Raw genomic sequence first — 14033 nt, forward strand, 5'->3', positions numbered from 1 at the left:
TCGTGCGATGCAGCGAGCCGCAGCCTTTTCAAACGAGAGCCCAGTGAAACGGGTCTCGTTTGAGAGCTTGTCAAAAATTCTTTTTTGACAAGCTCAGCACGGGTGCGCCGCTGCTGCCGCGGCGCACCCGTTCTGTCTTCGTGTCAGGATGCCGAGACGGAAGCGCTCAGCAGGTCGTAGATCACGACATTATTGAAGTTGAACTCTACAGGGTACTTTGTTTTCAGCTCTGTGATCTTTTCACCGGCTGCGGCGGAAGCCATGTCGTCCTTCGCCGTGTCGAACCAGGCGCGGGTCTCGGTCTGGCCGATGAAATAGATGATGTGGTAGCCATGGGTCGTCTCGACGATCTCACAATCGCCGGGCTGGCGGCTCTCGTCGAAGCACCAGTCGTTGAACTCCGTGACCATCTTGCCGGGCTGGAAGTCCTCATACAGGCCGCCGTTGTCCTTGGAGCCGGGGTCCTGATTGTACTCCAGCGCAAGCGTCTTGAAGTTGTCCTCCGTGGGGTCGGCCTGCCAGAGGGCAAGGATGCGCTCGGCCTCCGCCTTGGCGGCTGCCTTCGCCTCATCGCTGTAGTTGCCGTCGCTGTCCTTCTCGCCCTCGGGCTGGATGAGGATGTGGCGGACGGAGACGTTGTTGACCTTCGTCACGCCCTGATCGATATAGCTCTGGGCGTTCTCGTCATAATAGGCCTCGATCTCGGCATCCGTCAGCGCGTTGGCAGACTCGCCGTACAGCACGTTCTTATAATAGTTCACCGCAGTATAATACGTCAGCAGATAGTCGTGATAGATCTCGGTCGTGACACCCTTGCCGAAGTTGACCTGCAGATAGGCATCGACATCGTCATAGCCGTTGTCTGCCGCGCTCTTGGCAAAGCTGCCCTCCGGGTCCAGCACGTCCTCGATGGAGGAGGCGTCCGCCTCCGGCAGCTCATAGCCCGCCTCCTGCGCCGCCAGATACAGCGCGCGGATCTCGGCGAAGTTGTTCGTGGCGCTCGTCAGGAAATACTGCTCCCACGTTCCGCCGCTCGGGGCGTCCTGCAGGGCCAGCGCCTTCGTGTAGTCCAGACCCAGCATGGAGGCATAGGAGCCATAGTTGTTCATGAGCTGGTAGAATTCCATCCAGTAGTAGATCTGCAGGTCGGCGTTCGTCAGGCAGTAGCCCGTCGCGTCGCGCGCAACGACCGTGCGCATCTGCACGTCGCCGGCCTCCGCCGTGCCCGTAGTATAGGCGGCGTTGTCCGTGACGGCGTTCTTGCCGAAGTTATCGGCGTCGATCAGATTGGCCGCCTTGCCGTAGGTCGTCGTGACCTCCTCGCCCGCTTCGAGCGTCTTGTCTGCGACGGTCTCGGTCGTGCCGTCCGTTGCCTCAGTCGCCTCCGTCTGCGGGGCCTCCGTCTCGGCCGGGTGATCCTTGCGGCCCGTGATGAGCAGGACGCAGGCCGCGATGGCCGCCGCAAGAGCCAGCGCCGCCAGGAAAATGGCGATCTTTGCGCCCTTGGACATGCCGGGCTTCTTTTCCGCAGGCTTCTCTTCCGGCTTCTCCTCCGGCTCCGCCTCAGGGACCGGCGCGGTTTCCGGTTCGGCCTCCGGGGCCGCCTCCGGCTCTGCCGGGGTCACTTCCAGTTCTTCGTTTTCGTTGTGTTCCAGATCCATAATGTTTCTCGCTTTCCGAATGATGCTCCAATCATATCACACCACACAGGGCTTTTCAACGCATTTTCGCGCCGGGGTGTGAATTTTCTGTCAACTTTCGCCCGGCGCGCCGCCAGACGAGCACGCCCGTGAGATCCGCAAGCGCCCAGCCGATGGGGATGGACCACCAGATGCCCACGACGCCGATGGCCGGGACGGCCGAAAGCGCATAGGCAAGCGCCACGCGCGTGCCGAGCGAGATGACCGTCAGCACGAGCGACATACCCGGCCTGCCGACGGCGCGGTAGAGGCCATAGAGCAGGAACAGCCCGCCGATGCCCACATAGAACGCGCCCGCGATGCGCAGGTAGGTCACACCGGCCTGCAGGATCTCCGTCTCGCCCGGCTGCAGGAACAGCCCCAGCAGCGGCGCAGCAAGCAGCACGACGCAGGCCGAGACGCACACGGCAAAGACCGACGACAGGAGCACGGCCGTGCGGATGCCGCGGCGGATGCGCTCCGGCTGCTGCGCGCCGTAGTTCTGTGCAATGAACGTGGAGAACGCATTGCCGAAGTCCTGCAGCGGCATATAGGCAAACGAGTCGATCTTCACGGCGGCTGCGAACGCCGCCATGATCACGGGGCCGAAGCTGTTGATGCGTCCCTGCACCATGAGGATGCCGAGGTTCATTACGGACTGCTGCAGGCATGTCAGCACCGAGGCGCTCAGAAGCTCCCGCAGCATGGCGCCCGTGATGCGCCGCTCCTCCCGCCGGGCGCGCAGCTCCGGGCAGCGCACAAGGGTATAGACCGCAGTGCCGATGCCGGAGAGCCACTGCGCCAGCACCGTCGCGGCCGCAGCGCCCTCCACGCCCCACCGGCACACGAGCACAAACACCAGATCGAGCGCGATGTTGAGCACGGCTGCCGCCGCAAGGAAGAGGAGCGGGACGAGCGAATTGCCCACCGCGCGCAGGAGCGAGGCGTAATAATTATAAAGGAAGGTGCCGCCGATGCCGAAGAAAATGACGAACAGATACGACCGCATCAGGGGCCAGACCTCCGCCGGGACGGACAGGAGCGTTTTCATCGCATCGAGCAGCAGAAAGGCCGCCGCATTGAGCACGACGGTGCACGCCGCGATGAGCACGAAGGCCGCATGCGTCTGCCGCCGGAGCTTGGCAAGGTCGCGCTGCCCCCAACAGACGGAGAACAGCGCGCCGCTGCCCATGCACAGGCCGAGCAGGATGGACGTCAGGAACGTCATGAGCGTATAGGACGAGCCGACCGCGCCGAGCGCGTCCGAGCCAAGAAACCGGCCGACGATGAGCGTGTCCGCCACATTATAAAGCTGCTGCAGCAGGTTCCCGCAGATCATGGGGAACGCAAAGCGCAGCAGCGTTTTGGGAATGGAGCCCGTCGTCAGGTCGATCTGTGCCAAAATCACCGTCTCCTTCTCATATTCAGGCGAATTCTGATTTATCATAGCAGATATCCGGCTGTTTTGCAAGTTGCGCTGCAAATAATTCGCATAGTTTGCGTCCGCCGTCAAAAAAGCGATTTTTTTCATGCAAAGAATGCAGGAAACCGATTGACATTCCGCCCGCTGCGCGGTAAGATGGGGGCAAACCAAAAAATTTTTTGGAGGTCACATCATGAAGCCCTATGCAGACTACACCCGTTCGGAGCGCTGCGCGGAGTATACCGCGCTGCAGGAGCAGTACGAGGCCTGGAAGACCAAGCAGCTCTCCCTGAACATGGCCCGCGGCAAGCCGAGCCGTGCGCAGCTCGATATGGTCAGCGGCATTCTGACCGTGCTGCAGTCTCCGGAGGACTGCTTCGACGGCGCGCTCGACGTGCGCAACTACGGCGAGCTGACCGGCATTCCCTCGGCCAAGCGCCTGTTTGCCGAGCTGCTGGGCGTGATGCCCTCGCAGATCCTCGTCGGCGGCAGCGCCAGCCTGAACCTCATGTATGACCTCATCGCCAAGGCCTGGACGCACGGCCTGCTGCACTCACCGCGCCCGTGGTCGCAGGAGCCCGTCGTCCGCTTCCTGTGCCCCGCGCCGGGCTATGACCGCCATTTCCGCGTGTCGCAGTCGTTCGGCATGGAGCTCATCCCCATTTCCATGACGCCGGACGGCCCGGACATGGACGCCGTTGAGGCCGCCGTGCGCGACCCGGCCGTCAAGGGCATCTGGTGCGTGCCGAAATACTCCAACCCGCAGGGTATCGTCTATTCCGACGCCGTCGTCGACCGGCTGGCCGCCCTGCGCCCCGCCGCGCCGGACTTTGCCCTGATGTGGGACAACGCCTACTGCCTGCACGAGGTCTACGGCGAGTTCGTTCCCTTCCGTGACATGCTCACGCTGTGCCGCGAGGCCGGGAACGCCGACATGGTCTATGAATTTGCTTCGACGTCCAAGATCACCTTCCCCGGTGCGGGCGTGGCCGTCATGGCGGCGTCCGAGGCGAACCTGAAGTACCTCTCCGGTCTGCTCGGCGCGCAGACCATCAGCTATGACAAGGTCAACCAGCTGCGTCATGTCCGCTTCCTGCAGGACAAGGCCCATGTGCTCGAGCTCATGCAGCGCCACGCCGCCATCCTGCGCCCGAAGTTCGAGGCCGTGCTGGCAGCCCTGCGCGGTATCGCCCCGCTCAACATCGCGAGCTGGACGGAGCCGAAGGGCGGCTACTTTGTCTCATGCGACGCCATGCCCGGTACGGCGAAGCGCACGCTCGCTCTGTGCGCCGAGGCCGGTGTGACCATGACGCCCGCCGGAGCAACCTATCCCGGCGGGAACGACCCCGCCGACAGCAACATCCGCATCGCGCCGAGCTTCCCGCCCGTGGAGGAGCTGGAGCAGGCCATGCAGATCTTCTGCCTTGCCCTGCGCATGGCTGCACTGGAAAAGCTGGGGATCTGATTCCGGCAGCACCTGCTTTACATCTTTTATTATCTTTCATTCTGATGCGGAGGGATTTTCATGCTGGACGCCATTGCACTCGGGGAGCTGCTGATCGATTTTGCCACGGTCGACACGGACCGCGACGGCTACCCCACCCTCGCCGCCCATCCCGGCGGCGCGCCGGGGAATTTTCTGGCCGCCCTGCACGCCTACGGCTGCAGCGGCGCCATGCTCGGCAAGGTAGGCGCGGATACGTTCGGCGACCTTCTGTGCGCCACACTGGCGCAGGCCGGTATCCGCACGGAGGGCATCGTGCGTGATCCGTCCGTGTTCACAACGCTGGCCTTCGTCACGTTCGGCCCCGGCGGCGAACGCGCGTTCAGTTTTGCCCGCAAGCCGGGCGCGGACACGCAGCTCCGCTTTGACGAGCTGGATCTTTCGCTGCTGGACGAGGCGCGTCTGCTCCACTTCGGCAGCCTGAGCCTGACGCAGGAGCCGGTGCGCTCCGCCACGCAGCAGGCCGTTGCCTATGCCGCCGCGCACGGCAAGCTTCTCAGCTTCGACCCGAACCTCCGCCTGCCGCTGTGGCCGGATGCCGATGCGGCGAAGACGCAGATCCTCTGGGGCCTGCGGCAGGCCGATATCGTCAAGATCAGCGACGACGAGGTGCGCTTTCTCTGGAGCTGCGGCCCCGAGGAGGGCGCAGCGCGCCTGCTTGCGGACTTCGGCGTCCGCCTGGCCATGGTCACCTGCGGGCCGAAGGGCTGCCTGCTGCAGAATGCCGGGGCAGCCGTCCGCGTGGCCGCGCCGCGCGTCCTGCCGGTCGACACGACGGGCGCGGGCGATATCTTCGGTGGCAGCGCCGTCAGCCGCCTGCTGCAGCTGGGCCGCGCGCCCGAGGCGCTGACGGAGGACGAGCTGACCGCCATCGGCCGCTTCGCCGCCACGGCCGCCAGCCTATCCACGCAGTACCCCGGCGGCATCTCCGCCATCGTCCCGGAGGAGACCGTACTGCGGTGTATGGAGGGCTGAGCAAAAACAGGCACGCATTCTGTGGCACAATGCCTTCCGATCCGCTTTATCGGCAGCATTGCGCCGGGAACGGCATGCTGCTTCCTTACATATGCCGCGATATATGAAATTCCCCAGAGCGGTTCATCCTGCTCTGGGGAATTGCTTTATTCTTCGGTATTTCTGTCCTTACGGGCGGCGAAGCGGTCGCTGAAGACGAAGTAGCGCTGGCCAAAATAGTTCAGCAGCGCATAGCTGAGCGAACCAACGGACATTTCGCAGTTGCCGCGGATATTCTCCGTGCCGCCGAACGAGAAGAAGCGCGTCACGGAGTGCGAGCGCAGCAGCAGGCGCGAGACATACGGCCCGATGAGATAATACGACAGCAGATAGCACACAACAATGTCCAGCACAAAGCACAGCAGCTGCTTCGAGGTGGTCTTGTGGCCGGGGAAGAGCAGATAGTTGCAGGAAAGATACCAGATGATGCTGCCGAGGCCGTAGTTCACGATCGGCGCAAAGTGCTTGCTGACGTCGGCCACATTATAAAGGAGAAACATGATCCCCGTGCAGACGATGAAGTTCAGAACGCCGACCAGCAGATAAAGCGCCAGCGTTTTATCGATCATCTTTTTCAGCTTCAAGCGTTTCCCTCCCGTGCAGCGTGATTGCACCATTATACCGCGTTTTCCCCCAAAAGGCAAGCGCTTTCTGCCGGTTCCGCCGTGCAGCCCGGATTCTCCCTTGCAAACACTTTCCCTTTATGATATGATTCAGACTGTCAAAAACCTGCCCAGCCGAAAGTTTCGGAGGGGAAACAGTCCGAAAGGGCTTTTGACAAGCTGATGATTTTGCAAAATCACGACAGGCGATGTCCCATGCAGGGAGGGAAACGATATTTTGAAGAAAGTGATCAATTTTGCCTTTGTGGGGCTGATCCTCTGCGGGCTGCTGCTCGGTCTGGCGCGGACGGTCTTCTTCCCAAAGGAGATCAACTATTATGAAAACCGCTATGCAAACCGCGCGGCCCTGCCGACGCCGGGAAGCTACGCCGACGGCACGTTTCAGGATCAGCTGGAGGCCGCGCTGGGGGATCAGACTCCCTTTGCGGAACGGTTCAAGGCGCGGTATAACGATCTGTCGTCCAAGCTGACCAAGGCACTGCTGAAGCCCGTGCTGGAAAACGGCCGCTACTACCGGGTCGGCGATGTGCAGCTGTTCTCGGATTACCTGACGTATCAAACGCGCGATCTGGAGAAGCTCCGTCCCACGCTGGAGGAGCGCGCCGCAAATTATAACGCCATATTCGCCGCTCATCCTGACATAGAGTTTTTTGTCTGCTACATTGAAAAGGACACGGATATCAACTTTGAGACCGGAGAGCGGGTCTATGCTGACGATCTGCTGTTTTCCATGCTGAACCTGCCGGAGAACCGGATGCTGAAATATGAAATCCCCGATTTTGCCGCATTCTCCGAGTATTTTTACCGGACGGACCACCACTGGAATTATCTCGGCTCCTACCGCGCCTATCGGGAGCTGCTCCCCCTCCTCGGCTGCACGGATACGCCGCTGGAACCGACCGCGACCGAGACGCTCGGCGAGTTTTCCGGCTCTAAGGCGGCCGGAACGGGGCTTGATATCTTCTCCGAGCCCTTCACCGTCTATCGCTTTGCCTATCCGGAGATGACGGTCACACGCAACGGTGAGCCCGCCGGAGACTATGGCAGGCAGGACGCCGTGCCGGGCGAGCTTGCGCTCAGCTACGGCGCCTTCTATGGCGGGGACGACGGCGAGATCATCTTTGACACCGGCCGGACCGACCGGGGAAATCTGCTGGTCATCGGCGAATCCTATGACAACGCCATTCTGAAGCTGCTGGCCTCCCACTTTGGCCGGACATATTCCGTCGATCTGCGCTACTACCGCAATTATATGGGAAGCGACTTCTCCCTGAGCGACTATCTGCGCAGGAACAACATCACGAAGGTCCTGCTGATCGGAAATGTCGACTATTATATCTCGCCCGACTTTGCACTGGAGAACTGAGCCATGGTATTTAGCAGTATCACCTTTGTCTATGCCTTTTTCCCGCTGGTCGCCGTCGCCTACTACCTGAGCAAAAACCGCGTTTACCGCAATGTCGTTCTGCTGCTCGCCTCGCTCCTGTTTTATTCCTGGGGCGAGCCGCGCTTCCTGCTGCTGATGCTCGCCGCCACACTTGCGGCCTACTGCGGCGGCCTGCTGATGGAGCGCAGCACCGCGCACAAGAGGCTTATTCTGATCGTCACAGTCGTCCTGCTCGTCGGAAATCTCTTCGTCTTCAAATATCTGAATTTCTTTTCGGAGAACCTTTCCGCCCTGTTTGGATGGCGCGCACTGCCGAAGCTGACGCTCCCCATCGGCATCAGCTTCTATACCTTCCAGATCCTTTCGTATGTGATCGATCTGTACCGCGGCGAAATTCGCGTCCAGCGCAACTATTTTTATCTGCTCCTCTACGTCAGCTTCTTCCCGCAGCTGATCGCCGGGCCGATTGTCCGCTATGAGACGGTCGAGCAGGAGATTCTGGAACGCCGCGAATCGATCGACGATGTGGCGGCCGGTCTGCGCCGCTTTATCCTCGGCCTTGCGAAAAAGGTCATTCTGGCAAACAACATCGCCCGCATCGCCGAGACGATCTACGCCGGAGACAGCGCCGTTTACGGCACCGCGCTCTACTGGCTCGCAGCCGTGGCCTATGCTCTGCAGATTTATTTTGATTTCTCCGGCTACAGCGACATGGCCATCGGTCTGGGGCGGATGTTCGGCTTCCATTTTCTGGAGAACTTTGACCACCCCTATACCGCCCTTTCCATCACGGATTTCTGGCGGCGGTGGCACATCTCTCTGTCGACATGGTTCCGCGACTATGTCTACATCCCGCTCGGCGGCAACCGCGTCAAAAAATCCCGCTGGATCCGGAACCTTCTGGTCGTCTGGGCGCTGACCGGCTTCTGGCACGGCGCACAGTGGAACTTCCTGTTCTGGGGCCTGTATTACGGGCTTCTGCTGCTGGCGGAAAAGCTGTTTCTGGGGCGGCTGCTGGAGCGGCTGCCGAGGGCCGTTCGCTGGCTCTATACGGCGTTTTTCGTGCTGATCGGCTGGGTGCTGTTCAACCTGACCGATTTCCCGTCGCTGTGCCATGCGCTGAAGCTCATGTTTGTCCCGCAGGCGACGGACTGGGTGGCTGCCGCCGCCACGAACGTCTCCCTTCTGAAGGCCGTTGTCTACCTGCCGCTCGGTATCGTGTGCTGTCTGCCGCTGCTGCGCCGGGAGCCGAAGAGCACAAAGGGCATTCTGCTGGCAGACCTTGCCTCCGGTCTTCTGCTGATCGTGTGCATTGTGTTCATCCTCAGCTCATCGTATAATCCGTTCATCTATTTCCGCTTCTGATCTCCGGGCGGCTCCTGCTTGCGGGCAGGGGCCGCTCTTTCCCGAGGTTGACGCAGCCGCGGAGACGTGTTACAATAAGGCATACCTGAGAAGAGCCGGAGGAACGAAATGCAGGAGATTCTGGAAGTAAGCTGCCGCCCCGTACACGACGGGATCTGGACACCCGCAGAGCTGATGGGCGCGCTCGAGCGCGCCGCCACGGACCACGCAGACGCGCTGAACATCGGCCACGACCGCATGGTCGCGGACTTCGGCAGCCTGTGGATGCTCGTGCGCAGCCGGTTGGAGCTGACACGTCTGCCCGCTGCGGACGAGGCGCTGACTGTGCGCACCTGGCTGCGCAGCCCGACGCCCGTGATGAGCGTGCGCGACTATGATTTCTGCGCAGACGGCGAGGTCATCGGCTCGGCCGTGCACTGCTGGGTGCTCGTGAATGCCGAGGCGCGGCACATGATCGACCTGCGGCAGATCCCCGCTCTGTGGGAGCTGCCCGTGCATGCACCGGAGCGGAAAACGCGCCTGCGCCGCCTGACGCTGCCGGAGACGATGACGGCCGCCGGGGCCGTCCGCGTGACGGATGCGGAGATCGACGACAACGGCCACATGAACAACGTGGCCTATGTGCGCCGCGCGCAGGAGGCCGCGCCCGGCCTGTTCCGCGGGCTGGAGGTCGTGTATGACCGCGAATGCTTCCGCGGGGCCCTGCTCACGCTCGAGCATGCCGCCGACGCGGACGCGCAGTATGTCCGCGGCGTGCTGGAAAGCGGCGAGGAGAGCTTCCGCATGCGCTTTTTCGGCGCGGAGGCCGCGCAGTGAGGCGGGCCGCCGCAGCGCTGCTGTGCCTGCTGCTCCTGTGCGCCTGCGCCGCGCCGGAGCAGGCGGACGCCCTGCCGCAGGAGCTGGTCGGCAGCTGGGTCAGCGCCGGAAACGGCGATCTCATCGAGACCATGACGCTGGCGCAGGACGGCACGATCAGCGTGCAGTGCACGTTCCGCGGCAAGGACACCGGGACCATCCGCGGCGTGTGGCACGCAGACGGGCAGACACTTTTCACGGACATTCAGGAGGGCACCTCGCCCTATCAGGCCGAATTTATCTGGACCGTTGACGGCCGGGAGCTGACGCTGACGGACGACTCCGGCACGGCGCGCTATGTCCGTAACGACTAGGAGGAATCTTTCATGCGGGATCAACACGATATCCCCGTGCTGCTGACCGGCTGTCTGGCCGCCGGAGGCGCGGGCATGTTTCTGATCATGAGCGTGCTCATCGGCTTCGGCGTCAGCACGCTCATCGGCCGCGAGGCCATGTATCTCTGCCTGCTGCTGGAGCTTATCAACCTGCTGGTGCTCCATGCCCGCGCAGGCGCGCTGCTGCGCAGCGGAAAAGCGCCGCAGCCCTCTCCGAAGATGCGCCTGCTGCGCCGCGTAAGCGGCATCGGCTGGCTGACCGGCGCGGTGCTGCTGGTCGGCTCGCTCGCGCTGCTCCTGTTCGGCCTGCCGCTGGCGAACATCTGGGTGAAGCTTGCGGCCTACATCGGCGTGCCGGTCATGATGCTCAGCTGGGCCGGCTGCCTGATCGTATTCCGCCGCCTGCGCATGTCCGCTGCGGCCTGTGCGCAGGAGAAAGGAAAGGTGCTGCTGCCATGATGCGCGATCTGTTTCTGGACCTCGACGATACTCTGCTCGACTTCGGCGAAGCGGAGCGCCACGGCATCCTCCGCACGCTGCGGGAGCTCGGCATCGCCCCCACGGAGGAGACGCTCGCGCTCTACAGCCGCATCAATCAGCAGCAGTGGGAGCGCTTTGAGCGCGGTGAAATTTCACGCGAGCAGGTGCTCATTGAGCGTTTTTCCCTGCTGTTTCAGGCCCTTGGCTGCACCCACGACCCCGAGGATGCCGAAAACCGCTACCGCCGCTATCTCGGCATCGGCCACTGGTTCGTGCCCGGCGCAGAGGCCCTGCTCAGCTGGCTCGCCCCGCGCTTCCGTCTCTATTTGGCCTCGAACGGCGTGGCGGACACGCAGTACGGCCGTCTGGAGAGCGCCGGGATCTCCCACTTTTTTCAGGAAATTTTCATTTCCGAGGACACGGGCTTCCACAAGCCGGAAAAGGGCTATTTTGACTACTGCTTCGCGCGCATCCCGGACTTTGACCCCGCGATGGCCATGATCGTCGGCGACAGCCTGACGAGCGACATCCTCGGCGGCAGAAATGCGGGGCTGCGCACCTGCTGGTTCAACCGCGCTGGCCGTCCTCCGCGCCCGGACATCGTGCCGGATTTTGAAATACACCGTCTGGAAGAGCTGCCAGATATTCTGGAGCAATGCTGAAAATTTCCTGCTCGCACTATCTTGACAAGCGTCTCCGCATATGTCATACTGAAAGCAGCGAAAGGAGGAATGTGCCATGCGAATGGAGTTCCTGTGGCTTGCGCTCATCGTAGTCTTTGCCGTGATCGAGGGCGCCACAACCGCTCTGACGACCGTCTGGTTCATCGGCGGTGCGCTGGCCGCTCTGGCAGCCGCCCTGCTGCATGCCGAGCTATGGCTGCAGATCACGCTGTTCTTTGCCGTGTCTGTCGTGCTGCTGGCCGCGCTGCGCCCGCTCGTGAAAAAGTACCTGCGGCCGCGCACCGTCCGCACGAACGCCGCCGGGAACATCGGCCGCGAGGCCATCGTCACGGAGGCCATCGACAATCTGCATGAGACCGGCGCGGTCCGTCTGTCCGGCGTGGAATGGACGGCCCGCAGCGCCGACGGCAGCCCCGTTGCGGTCGGGACCGTCGTGCGGATCGACGCCATCGAGGGCGTCAAGCTGATCGTCACCCCCGTTCCCGTCCCCCACAAATAAGCAAAGGAGAGAGTATTATGGAAAAGATCGTTCCCTATCTCATCATCGGCGCCGTCGCCCTGGTCATCCTGATCATCCTCATCAAAAACATCTGCATTGTGCAGCAGTCCCGCGCCTACGTCATCGAGCGCCTCGGCGCGTTCTCGCAGGTGTGGGAGGTCGGCATCCACTTCAAGCTGCCCTTCGTCGAGCGCATCGCCCGCCGCGTCAGCCTGAAGGAGCAGGTGCTGGACTACCCCCCGCAGCCCGTTATCACGAAGGATAACGTCACCATGCAGATCGATACCGTCGTCTACTTCCAGATCACGGATCCGAAGCTCTATACCTACGGCGTCGAGCAGCCGATGGTCGCCATGGAAACGCTGACGGCCACGACGCTGCGCAATATCATCGGCGATCTCGAGCTGGACCAGACGCTCACGAGCCGCGACGTCATCAACACGAAGATGCGCGCCATCCTCGACGAGGCGACCGACCCCTGGGGCATCAAGGTCACCCGCGTGGAGCTGAAGAACATCCTGCCGCCGCAGGACATCCAGAACTCCATGGAAAAGCAGATGAAGGCCGAGCGCGACCGCCGTCAGGCCATCCTGCAGGCAGAGGGCACGAAGCGCTCGCAGATCCTCGTCGCCGAGGGCGAAAAGGAATCCGCCATCCTCCGCGCCGACGCCGAAAAGCAGTCCGCCATCCTGCGTGCGCAGGGTCAGGCCGAGGCCATTCTCGCCGTGCAGAAGGCGACGGCAGAGGCCATGCAGATGCTGAACGACGCCTGCCCGAACGATCAGGTCATCAAGCTCAAGGCGCTCGAGGCCATGCAGAAGGTCGCCGACGGCAAGGCCACGAAGATCATCATCCCCTCGGAGCTGCAGGGCCTTGCAGGCCTTGCGGCCGGACTGGTCGAGACCGTCCGCGAGCCGAAGCAGTAAAGAAAACAGGCCGGCCCTGAAAAGGGTCGGCCATTTTTGCAGGAAGAAAACCACTGGCCCGGCCGGTGGTTATGATTGGAAAGGTAGGGCGCTATGTCCAGAAGATCCCGCGTGCTGCGGCGCATTCTGCTCCTTGCGCTGGCAGTTTATCTCATCTGCTCCGTTGCTGCCGTGCAGGTCATGAACGCCGCCCTGTTCGGGCGCGCAGACGAGCCGGACGGGCTGACCGTGCGCTATGCGGACGTCGCGGCGGACTATCCTCGGCAAACGGTCACGTTCTCCTCCGGCTCCGCCCAGCTCACGGGCTGGCTCTATCCGGCGGAGGATGCGGCGGCCCTTGTCGTCATCGCCCACGGGCTTGGCGCGGACGCGGAGACATACCTGCCGGAGACGATGCATTTTGTGGACAGCGGCTACAGTGTCCTGGCCTACGATGCGACCGGCACCGGAGCCTCCGGCGGCAGCGGCACGCGCGGTCTTGCGCAGTCCGCCCTTGATCTGGATGCCGCCCTGACCCGCGCAGAACAGGAGGGCTTGCCCATTTTGCTCTTCGGCCACAGCTGGGGCGGCTATGCCGCCGCAGCTGTGCTGGGCGGCAGCCACGACGTGACGGCCTCCGTCTGCGCGGCAGGATTTGATACGCCGCTCGGCCTGATGCGGCAGACGGCGCGGCGCTGGTGCGGACCGGTCGCGGAGCTGGGCGTGCCGTTCCTGTGGCTCGATCAGCAGCTGCGCTTCGGCACGGCGGCAAACGTCTCCGGCGCAGAGGCCGCGGCGGCTTCCGGCACGCCGGTGCTCGTGCTGCACGGGGCGGACGACGATACCATCCCGGCGGACGGACCGAGCCTGCTGGCAGCCTGCCAAAAAGAGAACGCACCGAATATCCGGACCGTCCTCCTGCCCGGTGAAACACACACCTCCCTGCTGCACGATGCGCAGGGGCGCTGCAGCGAAGCCGTATTCGCGCAGATCGACGCGTTCTATGCCGCCGCGCTGGCAGACGGCGCAGGCTGACGGGGAAATGGTACGCGCCAATTGCGTCTGTAGCGGCGCTCGTTGTGCAAGGCCGCCGCGCGAGAGAAAAATGTAGCGGCGCTCAGGGAGCGCCTTGCAGGCTGGCAATATTTGCTGGCACAAATTCATTGGCGCAACGCCTCCAAGTTTGTCATTGCGAGGAGGCCAATAATTTCAGAAAATTCTATTTTGAGATAGCCCATTCTTCCTTATGAAGCCTCTTCTGATCCGCAGCGCTTTTCATTT

Annotated in this window: 14 protein-coding genes; 11 read left to right on the plus strand and 3 right to left on the minus strand. The window is 62.5% G+C overall.

The annotated features are described in order from the left end of the window. Nucleotides 1-143 precede the first annotated feature (143 nt). Both WMO66_RS01165 and WMO66_RS01170 read right to left on the minus strand, forming a co-directional pair. Nucleotides 144-1661, minus strand: a complete 1518-nt coding sequence (locus tag WMO66_RS01165; RefSeq protein ID WP_349134578.1) for a peptidylprolyl isomerase — start codon at nucleotides 1659-1661, stop codon at nucleotides 144-146. Nucleotides 1662-1716: 55 nt separating this feature from the next. After that, nucleotides 1717-3126 (minus strand): MATE family efflux transporter, encoded by a 1410-nt coding sequence (locus tag WMO66_RS01170; protein ID WP_353963936.1) that lies wholly within the window; start codon nucleotides 3124-3126, stop codon nucleotides 1717-1719. A gap of 169 nt (nucleotides 3127-3295) precedes the next feature. Between WMO66_RS01170 and WMO66_RS01175 the strand changes: the two genes are divergently transcribed. Together WMO66_RS01175 and WMO66_RS01180 are read left to right on the plus strand one after the other, a co-directional pair. After that, nucleotides 3296-4567: an aspartate aminotransferase type Ic gene (locus WMO66_RS01175; protein WP_349134580.1), complete on the plus strand. Its 1272-nt coding sequence runs from the start codon at nucleotides 3296-3298 to the stop codon at nucleotides 4565-4567. Between the two features lie 60 nt (nucleotides 4568-4627). After that, nucleotides 4628-5581 (plus strand): carbohydrate kinase family protein, encoded by a 954-nt coding sequence (locus WMO66_RS01180; RefSeq protein ID WP_349134581.1) that lies wholly within the window; start codon nucleotides 4628-4630, stop codon nucleotides 5579-5581. 146 nt (nucleotides 5582-5727) lie between these two features. Here the strand turns inward: WMO66_RS01180 and WMO66_RS01185 are convergent, their stop codons facing one another. Continuing rightward, nucleotides 5728-6204: a GtrA family protein gene (locus tag WMO66_RS01185; RefSeq protein WP_349134582.1), complete on the minus strand. Its 477-nt coding sequence runs from the start codon at nucleotides 6202-6204 to the stop codon at nucleotides 5728-5730. A 265-nt stretch (nucleotides 6205-6469) separates the two neighbouring features. Between WMO66_RS01185 and WMO66_RS01190 the strand changes: the two genes are divergently transcribed. From WMO66_RS01190 to WMO66_RS01230, 9 genes are all read left to right on the plus strand, one after another. Further along, nucleotides 6470-7609, plus strand: coding sequence for a DHHW family protein (locus WMO66_RS01190; protein ID WP_349134591.1), 1140 nt, complete (start codon nucleotides 6470-6472; stop codon nucleotides 7607-7609). A 3-nt stretch (nucleotides 7610-7612) separates the two neighbouring features. After that, a complete protein-coding gene (locus tag WMO66_RS01195; protein ID WP_349134583.1) occupies nucleotides 7613-8995 on the plus strand; it encodes an MBOAT family O-acyltransferase in 1383 nt (460 codons plus the stop codon). Nucleotides 8996-9103: 108 nt separating this feature from the next. Beyond that, nucleotides 9104-9811 carry an acyl-ACP thioesterase domain-containing protein gene (locus tag WMO66_RS01200; RefSeq protein ID WP_349134584.1) on the plus strand — a complete coding sequence of 236 codons (708 nt, stop codon included), beginning with the start codon at nucleotides 9104-9106 and terminating at the stop codon, nucleotides 9809-9811. Further along, on the plus strand, nucleotides 9808-10164 hold the full coding sequence (locus WMO66_RS01205) for a hypothetical protein (protein WP_349134585.1): 357 nt from the start codon (nucleotides 9808-9810) through the stop codon (nucleotides 10162-10164). The genes WMO66_RS01200 and WMO66_RS01205 overlap by 4 nt, the downstream gene beginning before the upstream one ends. Before the next feature lie 12 nt (nucleotides 10165-10176). Then, nucleotides 10177-10644, plus strand: coding sequence for a hypothetical protein (locus WMO66_RS01210; protein ID WP_349134586.1), 468 nt, complete (start codon nucleotides 10177-10179; stop codon nucleotides 10642-10644). Then, a complete protein-coding gene (locus WMO66_RS01215) occupies nucleotides 10641-11327 on the plus strand; it encodes a YjjG family noncanonical pyrimidine nucleotidase (protein WP_349134587.1) in 687 nt (228 codons plus the stop codon). Before WMO66_RS01210 ends, WMO66_RS01215 begins: the two co-directional genes overlap by 4 nt. Before the next feature lie 76 nt (nucleotides 11328-11403). Further along, complete coding sequence (locus WMO66_RS01220) at nucleotides 11404-11847, plus strand: NfeD family protein (RefSeq protein ID WP_349134588.1); 444 nt, start codon at nucleotides 11404-11406, stop codon at nucleotides 11845-11847. A 17-nt stretch (nucleotides 11848-11864) separates the two neighbouring features. Then, the gene (locus tag WMO66_RS01225; protein ID WP_349134589.1) at nucleotides 11865-12773 is read left to right on the plus strand and encodes an SPFH domain-containing protein; all 909 of its coding nucleotides are present in this window, start codon (nucleotides 11865-11867) and stop codon (nucleotides 12771-12773) included. 93 nt (nucleotides 12774-12866) lie between these two features. Next, nucleotides 12867-13787, plus strand: a complete 921-nt coding sequence (locus WMO66_RS01230) for an alpha/beta hydrolase (protein WP_349134590.1) — start codon at nucleotides 12867-12869, stop codon at nucleotides 13785-13787. Nucleotides 13788-14033: the final 246 nt, after the last annotated feature.

Source organism: Faecousia intestinalis (assembly GCF_040096185.1).
Taxonomy (GTDB): domain Bacteria; phylum Bacillota; class Clostridia; order Oscillospirales; family Oscillospiraceae; genus JAZOXB01.